Below are 13,922 nucleotides of genomic sequence, written 5' to 3'. Positions count from 1 at the left end.
TTTAAAAATGGATTAAACGAGCCAGATCGTTGAACAGCGCGATCGCCGACAACGCGACGATGCAGGCGAGACCCGCCCTCTGAAAAACGAGTTGCCAGCGATCGGAGACAACTTTACCGGTAACAGCTTCAACCAAATAATATAACAGATGACCCCCGTCCAATACCGGAATTGGTAACAGGTTCAGTACACCAAGACTAATACTGACAAGGGCCAGGAACGACAGGAATGCAGAAGGACCTAGACGTGCGCTCTTTCCTGCGTAATCCGCGATCGTCACCGGACCGGAAAGATTTTTCAGCGATGCCTCGCCTACGATCATCCTGCCGAACATGCGCACCGAGTAGACCGCGAGGTCCCACGTGCGGCGCGCGCCCAACTGCAAGCTTTCAACCGGACCGTAACGCACGTCGATCGACGGCACCTGCGTGGCCAGTTCCGCGCCGATGCGGCCGATCTGCTGTCCGGTCGTTTCATCGCGCTGTGCCTGCGGCACGATGTTCACGTCTTCGAGCTTGCCCGCCGCCTTACCGCCGCGCTCGACCTGCAACGTCACCGCTTTGCCGGCGTGCGATTTTACATAAGCGATGAAGGCCGTGGCGTTATCGGTCGGAATACCGTCGACGGCACGCAGACGATCGCCGGCAACGAGGCCGGCCTTTTGCGCCGCGCTGCCCGGTTGCACGCCCGCCACCGTCAGCTTGCCACCGCCCGGCTCGAAACCGAGATGCGACATGAAGTCGTCGTCGACATCTTTTTCGCTGAGGCCACGCAGATCGAGCTGGAAATCCGACGTACCGTGCGCATCTTTCGCGCTCAGCACGACGCGCTTGTGATCGAATGCCGCACCCAGCAGTTTCCAGCGCAGGTCCGACCAGGAGCGCACCGGCTCGGATTCGCCGGCGTTCTCGGCGCGCACGGCAACGATCGTTTCACCGCCGTCGAAACCGGCAACGGCCGCGGGCGTATTCGGCGCGGGCGCCGCGATCACCGCCGCCGGCTCCGTCACGCCACTGGCGAAGACGAGCGCGAACAGCACGATGGCCAGCAGGAAGTTCGCGACCGGACCGGCCGCGACAATCGCAAAACGGCGCCACACGGATTGCCGGTTGAACGCATGCGGCAAGGCTTCGGCGGGAATCGGCTCAGCGCCCGTTTCGCGCTCGTCGAGCATCTTCACGTAGCCGCCGAGCGGCAGCGCGGCAATGGTCCATTCGGTGCCCGTCTTCGGACTCACCCACTGAAACAGCGGCTTGCCGAAGCCGATCGAAAAGCGCAGCACCTTGACGCCGCACAGGCGCGCCACACTGTAATGCCCGTATTCGTGGACGACCACGAGTACGCCAATCGCGACCGCGAAGGCGAGCAGTTCGATCAGCAGGTTCATGAGCGCCTCACTGGACGGCGCGTTCCGTGCGACGGGCGCCGTCGGGCAGACGCGCGATGAATTCGGCAGCGGCGCGACGCGCGGCGGCATCCGCTTCGATCACGTCTTCGAGCGCGTGCGCGCTGCGGTTCGGCAATGCGCTGAGCACCGCGTCGACCACCTGGGCGATCGCCATGAAACCGATCTGGCGCGCGAGGAACGCTTCGACCGCGATTTCATTCGCGGCGTTCAGCGCCGCGCTCGCCAGGCCGCCCTCGGCCAGCGCCTTCACTGCGAGAGCAAGACACGGAAAGCGCGTGTAATCCGGCTTTTCGAACGAGAGGGACGCGACCTGCAGCAGATCGAGTTGCGCCACGCCCGAATCGACGCGATCCGGAAACGCCAGCGCATGCGCGATCGGCGTGCGCATGTCGGGATTGCCCAGTTGGGCGAGCACCGAGCCGTCGGCGTAGGACACCATCGAGTGAATCACGCTTTGCGGGTGAATCAGCACCTCGATGCGCTCGCCCGGCAGATCGAACAGCCAGTGTGCCTCGATCACTTCGAGGCCCTTGTTCATCATGGTGGCCGAGTCGACCGAAATCTTGCGGCCCATGACCCAGTTCGGATGCTTACAGGCTTCGTCCGGCGTGACGTCGACGAGCGTCGCCGGTTCGCGCGTGCGGAACGGGCCGCCCGACGCGGTCAGAATGATCTTGGAGACGCCGCCGTGCAGCGCGGCCTCGCGCGGCAGGCACTGGAAAATCGCGTTGTGTTCGCTGTCGACCGGCAGCAGCACGGCGCCGTTGTCGCGCACCGCGTCCATGAAGATCGCGCCGGACATGACCAGCGCTTCCTTGTTGGCAAGCAGGATGCGTTTGCCCGCGCGCGCTGCGGCAAGACTCGGCGCCAGGCCGGCCGCGCCGACGATCGCCGCGACCACCGTATCGCAGCCGTCGCTCTTCGACACGTCGACGAGCGCTTGCGGTCCATACGTGACCTCGGTCTTGCAACCCGCTTCGCGCAATTTCGCCGCGACGCTGGCAGCCGTATCGGCGTCGCCGACCACCGCGACTTCGGGCTGAAAGCGCAGGCATTGCTCGACGAGCTTGTCGCCGTTGCGATGCGCGCTCAGCGCATAAACCGAAAAGCGCTCGGGATGACGCGCGACGACGTCGAGCGTGCTGTCTCCAATCGAGCCCGTGGAACCGAGCAATGTCAGACGTTTTTGCATATCTCTTTCTCTAGCCGAGCAGCAGCATGGCAAGCGGCAGCACCGGCAACAAGGCATCGATGCGGTCGAGCACGCCACCGTGCCCCGGCAACAGGCCGCTTGAATCTTTCACACCGGCCTGGCGTTTCATCATCGATTCGAACAGGTCGCCCACCACGCTGAATGCCACCAGCAAGGTCAGCGCGAGCAGCGTGCGCACGGCGCCCCAATGCGCCAGCAGCGCAGAATACAGGGTCGGCTCGAACGCATGCAAAAAGACCGCCGCCGCCGCGACGATCATCACCACCAGCCAGCCGCCGATCGCGCCCTCCCAGGTCTTACCCGGACTGATGGCAGGCGCCAGCTTGTGTTTTCCAAACGCTTTTCCGGAGAAGTATGCGCCGATATCGGCCAGCCATACCAATAGCAGCAGCGACAGCACGAATGGCACACCCTGCACGCGCGCGGCGACGAGAGCATGCCAGCACGCGACGAATACCACAATGCCGGCAAGAAACAGGAAGGAACGCCAGGCGCCCTGCGCGAGCGTGGGCTTGCGCAGCAGCACGAACGGGCCGGCGATCACCCAGAAAATAGCGGCCGCTTCAAAGAGCGGTCTGGCTTGTTCGATGCCGGTACCGAGACGCGTGCTGGCCACCAGCGCCACTGCGGCGATCAGCGCGTAAATGACCGGGCCCGCGCCGCCCAGCTTGAGCAGGCGCGCCCACTCCCACGCGGCGAACACGACGACAAAAGCGATCAGCGCGCCGAACGCGCCCACCGGCGCGAACAACGTGACCGGCAGGAACACTGCCAGCAGGATGATCGCCGTGATGACACGGGTTTTTAGCATGGAAGCGAATCGACGTTTTGCGATTGCGGCTCGAGTTGAGCACTGGTGCGGCCGAAGCGGCGTTCGCGCTCCGCGTACGAAGCGATGGCGTGGCCGAGGGCGTCGGCGTCGAAATCCGGCCAGAACGTGTCGGTGAAGTAGAACTCGGTGTAGGCGAGTTGCCACAGCAGGAAGTTGCTGACGCGGCGCTCGCCGCCGGTGCGGATGAAGAGATCCGGCTCGGGCGCATAAGCCATGGAGAGGTGTTCGGCGAACGAATCTTCGGTCACCTCGACCGCCTTGCCCGCCAGCGCCGACTGTTCGGCGAGCTTGCGGGTGGCCTGCATGATGTCCCAGCGGCCGCCGTAATTCGCGGCAATCGTGAGTGTGAGACGGGTATTGCGCGCGGTCTTGGTCTCCGCGCGCTTGATCAGGTCGCGGATGCGCGTATCGAAGCGGGCCAGGTCGCCCACCACGCGCAAGCGGATGCCATTCGCATGCAGCTTGCCGATCTCGCGCTCCAGCGCGGTCACGAACAGGCGCATCAGGAACGAGACTTCCTCGTTCGGACGGCGCCAGTTTTCCGAGCTGAAGGCGAACAGCGTCAGATATTCGACACCCTGACGGGCGCACGCCTCGACGGCCGCACGCACCGCGTCGACGCCGCGCGTATGGCCCGCCACGCGCGGCAAGCGCCGCTGGGTGGCCCAACGGCCGTTGCCGTCCATGATGATCGCGATATGTCGCGGCACCGCGGCGACATCAGGCACGCGCACGGTTGAGCTGGTATAGGTCATGGCCGTCGGGACAGTGACTGCAAATAAAAGAAGTGGAGAACGTGAGCAGCTGAGCGGCCGGCCTCAGACCGTCATGATCTCGGCTTCTTTCGTCACGACGAGCTTGTCGATTTCGGCGACGAACTTGTCCGTCAGCTTCTGCACGTCGTCACCTGCACGACGCTCGTCGTCTTCCGAAATTTCCTTGTCTTTCACGAGCTTTTTCAGTTGCTCGTTGGCGTCGCGGCGCAGATTGCGCACCGCGACCTTGGCCGTTTCCGCTTCGCTCTTGACCACTTTGGTCAATTCGCGGCGGCGCTCTTCGGTCAGCGCGGGCATCGGCACGCGGATCACGTCGCCTTGCGTGGCCGGGTTCAGACCCAGGTCCGATTCGCGGATCGCCTTTTCGACGACCTGCACCATCTTCTTTTCCCACGGCTGCACGCCGATCGTGCGCGCGTCGATCAGCGTCAGATTCGCGACCTGCGAAATGGGCACCGGCGAACCGTAGTAATCGCACTGGATGTGATCGAGCAGGCCCGTGTGTGCACGGCCCGTGCGGATCTTCGACAGGTCGTTCTTGAACGCGTCGATGGAACGCTGCATCTTTTGTTCAGCGCCCTTCCTGATATCAGCCACAGACATTTTTAAACCTCCGAACCTTCAAAACGGTGCGAGCCGGCCAGCGCGCGCAAGATGCGGCGGCTCGGGCTCGCGCTAAAGCCCACGTTATGTGAACGAGAGTTTACACGTGGACGAGGGTACCCTCGTCGTCGCCTTGTACGATGCGCTTGAGCGCGCCCGGTTTGACGATCGAAAACACCCGGATCGGCAGTTTCTGGTCGCGGCACAGCGCGAATGCCGTGGCGTCCATCACTTGCAGATTGCGGCCGATCGCCTCGTCGAAACTGATCGTGGTGTAACGCGTCGCGCTCGGGTCTTTCTTCGGGTCGGCGGAATACACGCCGTCCACCTTGGTTGCTTTCAGCACGACTTCCGCGCCGATTTCCGAGCCGCGCAGAGCGGCGGCCGTGTCGGTCGTGAAGAACGGGTTGCCGGTGCCGGCCGCGAAAATCACGACTTTGCCTTCTTCGAGCTGGCGAATCGCGCGGGGCCGGATGTACGGCTCGACCACCTGGTCCATGCGCAGCGCCGATTGCACGCGCGCCTCGATGCCGGCGTGGCGCATGGCATCCTGCAGCGCCAGCGCGTTCATCATGGTGGCCAGCATGCCCATGTAGTCCGCCGTGGCGCGATCCATACCCGCCGCGCCGCCCGCGACGCCGCGGAAAATATTGCCGCCGCCGATCACCACGGCCAGCTGCGTTCCGAGACGGACCACTTCGGCCACGTCCGCCACCATTCGTTCGATGGTTGCGCGATTGATGCCAAAGGCATCGTCGCCCATCAGAGCTTCACCGGAGAGTTTGAGCAGGACGCGTTTATAGGCAGTGGGCATAGGGGTATCCAGATCGCGCAGAACAGGGCAACAACAAGGGACTAATGTAGGGGTGAAATGCTGATTCGGGCAAGCGTCGCCAAATTGACGAACCCTGGGTTCGCCAGCGGCGGCTGCGCGGCGAGGGTCAACCCGCGCGCAGCCTTGCGGCGCTGCCGACCGCGGCAAAGTCTTGCTCCGCCGCGGGTCCAACGATACAACAGTTGCTGCTTAGGTAAGACTTATTGTTGCTTTGCAGCAGCGACTTGAGCGGCCACTTCAGCTGCGAAGTCGTCCTGCTTCTTCTCGATGCCTTCGCCGACCACGAACAGCGCGAACTTCTGCACGCTCGAGTTGCGGGCCTTCAGCATCTGTTCGATCGTCTGCTTGTCGTTCTTAACGAACGTCTGGTTCAGCAGCGACACTTCCTTCAGGTACTTCTGCACGCTGCCGTCGACCATCTTGGCGACGATTTCAGCCGGCTTGCCCGATTCGGCAGCCTTCTGCTCAGCAATGCTGCGTTCCTTGGCGATCAGGTCCGCCGGCACGTCGTCCGACGACAGCGAAACCGGCTTCATCGCGGCGATGTGCATCGCGACGTCCTTGCCGACCTGCTCGTCCGCGCCGGTGTACTCGACCAGCACGCCGATACGCGTGCCGTGCAGGTACGCTGCCAGCTTGTTCGAGGTTTCGAAGCGCACGAAACGGCGGATCGACAGGTTTTCACCGATCTTGCCGACCAGCGCCAGACGCACTGCGTCGACCGTCGAGCCGTCCAGCGGGAGTGCAGCCAGCGCTGCGACGTCAGCCGGATTTTGCGTGGCGACCAGTTCAGCGACTTTCTTCGAGAAACCCAGGAAGTCGTCGTTCTTCGAAACGAAGTCGGTTTCGCAGTTCAGCTCGACCAGCGAACCCGCGTTGCCGCCGATAAACGAGGCAACCACGCCTTCAGCCGTCACGCGCGATGCAGCCTTGCTGGCCTTGTTGCCCAGCTTCACGCGCAGCAGCTCTTCAGCGCGCGCCATGTCGCCGTCGGCTTCCGTCAGCGCCTTCTTGCATTCCATCATCGGCGCGTCGGTCTTTGCGCGCAGTTCTGCAACCATGCTTGCGGTAATTGCCGCCATCATTTGCTCCTTGAGTTCCGTCTGTCACACACCGCCCGCACTTCGATGCCGGCGGCAAGAATTCGTTTCAGCGTTTACCGTATTTTTTACGGAGGACGCGTTGAGCGCTGCGTCCGACACTGCCGGCAGCGCCCCACTATAATGTCGCGGCTTAAAAAAAGGGGGCCTGTAGAAAGCCCCCTTTTTTGCCGGACACGGGGCAGCTTTACGCTTCCGAGTTGACCTCGACGAACTCGTCGCCGTCGCCACCACGTGCAGCTTGCACCACTTCGTTGACCGCGTTCGCACGGCCTTCGACGATCGCGTCAGCCACGCCAGCCGTGTACAGAGCGACAGCCTTCGAGGCGTCGTCGTTACCCGGGATCACGTAGTCGATGCCTTCCGGCGAGTGGTTCGTGTCGACCACGGCGATGACCGGAATGCCGAGCTTGTTCGCTTCGGTCACGGCAATCTTGTGGTAGCCGACGTCGACCACGAAAATCGCGTCCGGAATGCCGCCCATGTCTTTCACGCCGCCGATCGACTTGACCAGCTTGGCCATTTCGCGTTCGAACAGGAGCGCTTCCTTCTTGCTCATGCGTTCGGTTTCACCGGCTTCCAGCGCTGCTTCCATGTCCTTCAGGCGCTTGATCGAGACCTTCAGCGTCTTGAAGTTGGTCAGCATGCCGCCGAGCCAGCGTGCGTTGACGAACGGCATGCCGGCGCGTTGCGCTTCTTCAGCGATCGTGTCGCGCGATTGACGCTTCGTGCCGACGAACAGGATCGTGCCGCGATTGGCTGCCAGTTGACGCGCGTACTTCAGCGCGTCGTTGTACATCGGCAGCGTCTTCTCGAGGTTGATAATGTGAATCTTGTTGCGATGACCGAAAATGAAGGGAGCCATCTTCGGGTTCCAGAAGCGCGTTTGGTGACCGAAGTGGACACCGGCTTCCAGCATTTGACGCATGGTAACTGCCATGAAAATCTCCGCGAGGGTTGGGTCTTAAGCCGGCTGCCGTATCGGCCGCGCTGCCATCTCTCTGGCTGAACGCGACGGACACCCTGGGTGCGCCGGCTTGCGAGTCTGCTGCGTGTACTGCCTTTTGTTGCCTTTTCGTTGCCTTCGTATGCTCTGCTTTCGCTTCTGCATGACCTCATAGTGCAGGCAACCGGCGCCATGAGAAGCCAATCGTGCCGCTTTTTTGCCCACGTGGACAAATATTGCAAGACAGAGATCGACTTAGCCAAAGATTATAGCACGCGACTATTGCACGACTCAACCTGCCCGGTAGCCCTGTTGATGGCCTGCGGGTTGCACCCGCGCGAGCGCCGGCCGCTTTGAACGAGCCCGCATGCGAGTCCGTGAAAGCCGCCGGTCCGGCCGCAAAAGCCTGCGGCGGCCGGAATATGGTGCGATAATCCTGCAATAAATCGCATTTCAGGCCCGACTCATGGCTATTACGCTCAAAAACGAACACGATATCGCGCAAATGCGCGTCGCCTGCAAACTGGCAAGCGAAGTGCTCGACTACATTACTCCGTTCGTCACCGCCGGCATCACGACCGGCGAACTCGACCGTCTGTGTCACGAATACATGCTGAAGGAACAGGGCACGGTTCCGGCGCCGCTGAACTATCAGCCGCCCGGCTACCCGCCCTACCCGAAGGCCACCTGCATTTCCGTCAACGACGTGATCTGCCACGGCATTCCAGGCGACAAGACGCTGAAGAACGGCGACGCGCTGAACATCGACGTCACGGTCATCAAGGAAGGCTATTTCGGCGACACCAGCCGCATGTTCATCGTCGGCGAAGGCTCGATCATGGCCAAGAGGCTCGTGCAGACCACCTTCGAATGCATGTGGCTCGGCATCGACCAGGTGCGCCCGGGCGCGCATCTCGGCGATATCGGTTACGCGATCCAGAAACATGCGGAAGGCCACGGCTACAGCGTGGTGCGCGAATACTGCGGCCACGGCATCGGCACGGTATTCCACGAAGACCCGCAGATCCTGCACTACGGCCGTCCCGGCACCGGGCTCGAACTGCAAACCGGCATGATCTTCACGATCGAACCGATGATCAACGCCGGCCGTCGCGACATTCGCACCATGCCGGACCAGTGGACCGTCAAGACCAAAGACCGCAGCCTGTCGGCGCAGTGGGAACATACGATCCTCGTCACCGAAACCGGCTACGACGTGCTGACCGTCTCCGCCGGCACGCCCGCGCGTCCGCCGGTCGTCGCGGCCACGGCCTGACCGACTTCCCACCTCTGCGCCTCCCTGCCAATGAGTAGTGTTCCAGCCGTCGCCCAATCCCCTGCCACGTCGCTCAAGGCGGAGTACAAAGTGGCCAAAGCCCAACTGCTGGAACGCTTCAGGACGGCCACCAACGTCGACGCGTTGATGGCCTCCTTGGCGCGCGCCACTGACAACTCCCTGCGCGCGGCCTGGAACACCTGCGAACTGCCGCCCGAACTGGCGCTAGTGGCGGTAGGCGGCTACGGGCGCGGCGAATTGGCGCCGCATTCCGATATCGACATTCTGGTCCTGCTGCCCGACGCGCCGATCGGGCACCTCGAACCACGCATCGAACGCTTTATCAGCCTCGCATGGGATTTGGGGCTGGAACTCGGCAGCAGCGTGCGCAGTGTGTCGCAATGCCTCGAAGAAGCCGCCAACGACGTCACGGTGCGCACCTCGCTGCTCGAGGCACGGCGCATTACCGGCAGCGCCGAGCTGTTTGACGACTTCGCGAAGCGTTACCGCGAAGCGCTCGATCCGAAAGCCTTTTTCCAGGCCAAAGTGCTGGAAATGCGCCAGCGCCACGCGAAATTCCAGGACACGCCCTACTCGCTCGAACCCAACATCAAGGAAAGCCCGGGCGGGCTGCGCGATCTGCAGCTGATCCTGTGGATCACCCAGGCGGCCGGTTTCGGCAGCAGCTGGCGTGAACTCGAAGCACGCGGCCTGATCACCGAGCGCGAGGCGCGCGAGTTGCGCCGCAACGAGAGTTTCCTGAAGGCGCTGCGCGCCCGGCTGCATGTGATTGCCGGGCGTCGTCAGGACATCATGGTGTTCGACCTGCAAACGGCGGTGGCCGAGAGCTTCGGCTACAAGCCGACCGCGACCAAGCGCGCGAGCGAGCAGCTGATGCGCCGCTATTACTGGTCCGCCAAGGCGGTCACGCAGCTCGCCACGATCCTGATCCAGAACATTGAAGCGCAGCTCTTCCCCAGCACGAGCGGCATTACGCGCGTGCTGTCGGACCGCTTCGTCGAAAAGCAGGGCATGCTGGAAATCGCCAGCGACGACGTGTTCCAGCGCGAGCCGAACGCGATCCTCGAGGCCTTCCTGCTGTACGAACAGACGCCCGGCGTAAAGGGCCTGTCGGCGCGCACGCTGCGCGCAATTTACAACGCCCGCGACGTGATGGACCAGCACTGGCGGCGCGATCCGGAAAACGGGCGCCTCTTCATGGACATCCTGAAGCAGCCGGCGGGCATCACCCACGCGCTGCGATTGATGAACCAGACGAGCGTACTGGGGCGTTACCTGCTGAACTTCCGGCGCATTGTCGGACAGATGCAGCACGACCTGTATCACGTCTACACCGTCGACCAGCACATCCTGATGGTGCTGCGCAATCTGCGGCGTTTCGCGGTGGCCGAGCACGCGCACGAATATCCGTTCTGCAGCCAGTTGATCGCCAACTTCGACCGGCCGTGGGTGCTGTACGTCGCGGCGCTGTTTCACGACATCGCCAAAGGCCGTGGCGGCGACCATTCCACGCTCGGCATGGCCGACGCGCGGCGCTTCTGCCGCAATCACGGCATCGAGGGCGAGGACGGCGAACTGGTCGTGTGGCTGGTTCAGCAACATCTGACCATGAGCCAGGTCGCGCAAAAGCAGGACACGAGCGACCCGGAGGTCATCAAGCGGTTCGCCGAACTGGTCGGCACCGAGCGGCGCCTCACGGCGCTCTATCTGCTGACCGTGGCCGATATTCGCGGCACCAGCCCGAAAGTCTGGAACACGTGGAAAGGCAAGCTGCTGGAAGACCTGTACCGCGCCACGCTCGCCGTGCTGGGCGGCGCGCGCCCGGATGCGCATTCGGAGCTGAAGTCGCGTCAGGAAGAAGCGCTCGCGCTGCTGCGCCTCGAAACCGTGCCGGAAGGCGCGCAGAAGGCGCTGTGGGACAAGCTCGACATCGGCTATTTTCTGCGTCACGACGCGGCGGATATCGCGTGGCAAACACGGGTGCTGTACCGCCACGTGGAAACGCCCACGCCGATCGTGCGGGCCCGTCCGTCGCCGATCGGCGAGGCGCTCCAGGTGCTGGTGTACGTGAAGGATCAGCCGGATCTGTTTGCCGGCATTTGCGCGTATTTCGACCGCAACGGCCTGTCGGTGCTCGATGCGCGGGTCAGCACGACTCGGCATGGGTACGCGCTCGATAATTTCCTCGTCGCGCATACCGAAGAAGACGTGCATTATCGCGATATTGCCAATCTGGTCGAACAGGAACTGACCGCCCGCCTCACCGGTGACGGCACCCTGCTCCCCGGGCCGTCGAAAGGCCGTTTGTCGCGGCTGTCGCGGACCTTCCCTGTTACCCCGCGCGTCGACCTTCGGGCCGACGAGCGCGGCCAATACTACATCCTGTCCGTGTCGGCGAACGACCGGCCAGGCCTTCTTTATTCGATCGCGCGTGTGCTGGCCGAGCATCGGGTCGGCGTCGCTTCGGCGCGGATCAATACGCTCGGCGAACGCGTCGAAGACGTGTTCCTGCTGGATGGACACGGTCTGTCGGACAGCCGCCTGCAAATTCAGGTCGAGACCGAACTGCTGCGCGCGATCGCAGTGTGAGATTTCATGCGAGTCAAATTAACAGCCAAGCACCCGCGGCCGGCTTCGTCCGAACGCGCCCCTGTCCGTACCGGCAGCACGTCGGCGCGTAAGCCGACGCGCCCGGCGGGACCCAGGCCGGCGACGCCGGCTCCCGGCGGGGCGCGGGATGAACGCGCCGGCGCGGCCGGCGGCGGTAAGCGGCCGGCGGGCGCTGGCAAGCCGGCCGGTGCCGGCGCACGTCCTGCGCGTCCCGCCAGGGCTGAAGGGTCGTTTTCGCGCGAGCGGGACGCCGGTGGCGCGCCGCGCGCGGCATCGGATCGACCGCCGCGCCGCGAGGGCGCGGGTGGTGCGCCGCGTCGGTTCGAAGGCGGTGGCGATCGTGCTCCGCGCCGGGATGATGGTGAGCGTGCGCCGCGCCGCTTTGAGGGTGGCGGCGATCGTAGCGAACGCGCGCCGCGCCGGGCTGACGGTGAACGGGCTCCGCGAAGGTTTGAAGGTGGCGGCGATCGTGCTCCGCGTCGGGATGATGGTGAGCGTGCGCCGCGCCGCTTTGAGGGTGGCGGCGATCGTAGCGAACGCGCGCCGCGCCGGGCTGACGGCGAGCGCGGCCAAGGCGCTCCGCGTCGGTTTGAAGGCGGTGGTGACCGTACCGGCGGCGCCCCGCGCCGTTTCGAAGGTGCCGGCGATCGCGGTGAACGGGCTCCGCGCAGGTTCGAGGGCGGTGGTGATCGACCGGAACGCGCGCCGCGCCGATTTGAAGGCGCAGGCGAACGCGCCCCGCGCCGTTTCGAAGGCGCCGCGGACCGCGCTGACCGCGCGCCACGTCGCGAAACCGGCGACCGACCCGAACGCGCGCCCCGTCGCTTCGAAGGCAGCACAGATCGCAGCGAACGCCCGCCGCGCAGCTTCGGCGAGCGCGCCCCACGCCGCGACGACGGCGAACGGCGTCCGTTCAGCGGAGCACGTCCGGGCGCAGGCCGTCCGTCGGAAGGCGCTCCGCGTGGAGAGCGCCCAGAACGCCATGAACGCGACGCATCCGACCGCCCGCGTTTCAGCAGCGACCGTGGTGCTCCGCAAGACCGACGAGGCGGCGAGCGCGGGCCGCGCAGCGATAGCGCGCCGCGCCGTTTCGAAGGCGAACGCGGTGCATCCGATCGTGGCGATCGCAGCTTCGCCAAGCCCGTCAAAACCGGTTTCAGCGACCGCACAGATCGCCCGGCACGCGCTCCGCGCGACGAGCGTGGCGAACGCGCCCCGGCCAAACGCGAATTCGGCGACCGTCCGGCGCGCAGCGCCGACCGCAATGAACGCAGCGAGCGTGGCGAGCGCCCGGCCCGCAGCTTCGACAAGACACTGCCGGCCGCCGGCCGCCGTTTCGGCGACGACCGTCCCGCGCGCGCCGACAAGCCGCGTGGCGCGGCCCGAGCCGAGCGCGCCGGCGAAATCGATGCCGCTCCGCGCACCCCGCGTCGCGATTACGAAGACGCGCCAGGCATGCTGCGCCTGTCCAAGCTGATGTCCGAACTCGGCATGTGCTCACGCCGCGAAGCCGATGAGTGGATCGAAAAAGGCTGGGTGCTGGTGGACGGCGAGCGCATCGACACGTTGGGCACCAAGGTCCGACCGGACCAGCGCATCGAGATCGACCCCGCCGCCGAGGCCGCGCAATCGAGCCAGGTGACGGTGCTGATCCATAAGCCGGTGGGCCTGGTCTCAGGTCAGGCGGAAGACGGTTATCAGCCGGCCATCACGCTGGTCACGCCGGAGAATCGCTGGGAAGGCGATCAGTCGGACATCCGCTTCTCGGTCGCGCATTTGCGCCAGCTTGCGCCGGCTGGCCGCCTGGACATCGATTCGACGGGCCTGCTGGTGCTGACGCAAGACGGCCGGATTGCCAAGCAACTGATCGGCGGTCATTCCGAGATCGACAAGGAGTATCTGGTGCGCGTGGCATTCGGCGAGCACACCACCGACGTCGAAAGCCACTTCCCGCCGGAAAGTCTGGAATTGCTGTGCCACGGCCTCTCGCTCGACGACGTGCCGCTGAAGCCCGCGCAAGTGAACTGGCAGAACGGCGAGCAATTGCGTTTCGTGCTGCGCGAAGGCAAGAAGCGCCAGATTCGCCGCATGTGCGAACTCGTCGGCCTCGAAGTGATCGGCCTGAAGCGCGTGCGCATGGGCCGTGTGATGCTGGGCGCGCTGCCGCCGGGCCAATGGCGTTATCTGTCGCCGGACGAGTCGTTCTAAAGCCGCGCGCCTGACCCACGCCTCAACAAAAAACCCCACGCGATCGCGTGGGGTTTTTTTATCCCTGCGCTGCACCAAGCCGAATACGCCAGCG

11 protein-coding genes are annotated in these 13,922 nt (G+C 64.3%); 3 read left to right on the top strand and 8 right to left on the bottom strand.

What is annotated here, in order from left to right; translation table 11 throughout:
- Position 1: 1 nt before the first annotated feature.
- The 8 genes from rseP to rpsB all read right to left on the bottom strand — a co-directional run bounded on the left by rseP (position 2) and on the right by rpsB (position 7,707).
- Entirely contained in the window at positions 2 to 1,387 is a 1,386-nt protein-coding gene (gene rseP, locus B0G73_RS08330) for an RIP metalloprotease RseP (RefSeq protein ID WP_106279796.1), read from the bottom strand.
- Positions 1,388 to 1,394: 7 nt separating this feature from the next.
- Positions 1,395 to 2,600, bottom strand: a complete 1,206-nt coding sequence (locus B0G73_RS08325) for a 1-deoxy-D-xylulose-5-phosphate reductoisomerase (RefSeq protein ID WP_106279639.1) — start codon at positions 2,598 to 2,600, stop codon at positions 1,395 to 1,397.
- A gap of 10 nt (positions 2,601 to 2,610) precedes the next feature.
- Positions 2,611 to 3,432, bottom strand: a complete 822-nt coding sequence (locus B0G73_RS08320) for a CDP-archaeol synthase (protein ID WP_106279637.1) — start codon at positions 3,430 to 3,432, stop codon at positions 2,611 to 2,613.
- The gene (gene uppS, locus B0G73_RS08315) at positions 3,426 to 4,208 is read right to left on the bottom strand and encodes a polyprenyl diphosphate synthase (protein ID WP_106279635.1); all 783 of its coding nucleotides are present in this window, start codon (positions 4,206 to 4,208) and stop codon (positions 3,426 to 3,428) included. Before uppS ends, B0G73_RS08320 begins: the two co-directional genes overlap by 7 nt.
- 63 nt (positions 4,209 to 4,271) lie before the next feature.
- The gene (gene frr, locus B0G73_RS08310; protein WP_012433445.1) at positions 4,272 to 4,832 is read right to left on the bottom strand and encodes a ribosome recycling factor; all 561 of its coding nucleotides are present in this window, start codon (positions 4,830 to 4,832) and stop codon (positions 4,272 to 4,274) included.
- Positions 4,833 to 4,932: 100 nt separating this feature from the next.
- Positions 4,933 to 5,646, bottom strand: a complete 714-nt coding sequence (gene pyrH, locus B0G73_RS08305) for a UMP kinase (protein WP_012433446.1) — start codon at positions 5,644 to 5,646, stop codon at positions 4,933 to 4,935.
- 221 nt (positions 5,647 to 5,867) lie between these two features.
- Entirely contained in the window at positions 5,868 to 6,749 is an 882-nt protein-coding gene (gene tsf, locus B0G73_RS08300; protein WP_106279633.1) for a translation elongation factor Ts, read from the bottom strand.
- 205 nt (positions 6,750 to 6,954) lie between these two features.
- A complete protein-coding gene (gene rpsB / locus B0G73_RS08295) occupies positions 6,955 to 7,707 on the bottom strand; it encodes a 30S ribosomal protein S2 (RefSeq protein ID WP_012433448.1) in 753 nt (250 codons plus the stop codon).
- A 472-nt stretch (positions 7,708 to 8,179) separates the two neighbouring features.
- Between rpsB and map the strand changes: the two genes are divergently transcribed.
- From map to B0G73_RS08280, 3 genes are read left to right on the top strand one after another with little or no spacing between them, the layout of a single operon-like run.
- Positions 8,180 to 8,989: a type I methionyl aminopeptidase gene (map, locus tag B0G73_RS08290; protein ID WP_106279631.1), complete on the top strand. Its 810-nt coding sequence runs from the start codon at positions 8,180 to 8,182 to the stop codon at positions 8,987 to 8,989.
- 30 nt (positions 8,990 to 9,019) lie between these two features.
- Positions 9,020 to 11,599, top strand: coding sequence for a [protein-PII] uridylyltransferase (locus tag B0G73_RS08285; RefSeq protein ID WP_106279629.1), 2,580 nt, complete (start codon positions 9,020 to 9,022; stop codon positions 11,597 to 11,599).
- Positions 11,600 to 11,605: 6 nt separating this feature from the next.
- Positions 11,606 to 13,828 carry a pseudouridine synthase gene (locus B0G73_RS08280; protein ID WP_106279627.1) on the top strand — a complete coding sequence of 741 codons (2,223 nt, stop codon included), beginning with the start codon at positions 11,606 to 11,608 and terminating at the stop codon, positions 13,826 to 13,828.
- The last annotated feature ends 94 nt before the right edge of the window (positions 13,829 to 13,922 follow it).

Source organism: Paraburkholderia sp. BL25I1N1 (assembly GCF_003002025.1).
Classification (GTDB): Bacteria; Pseudomonadota; Gammaproteobacteria; order Burkholderiales; family Burkholderiaceae; genus Paraburkholderia.
This window is presented reverse-complemented; position numbering and strand designations above follow the sequence as displayed.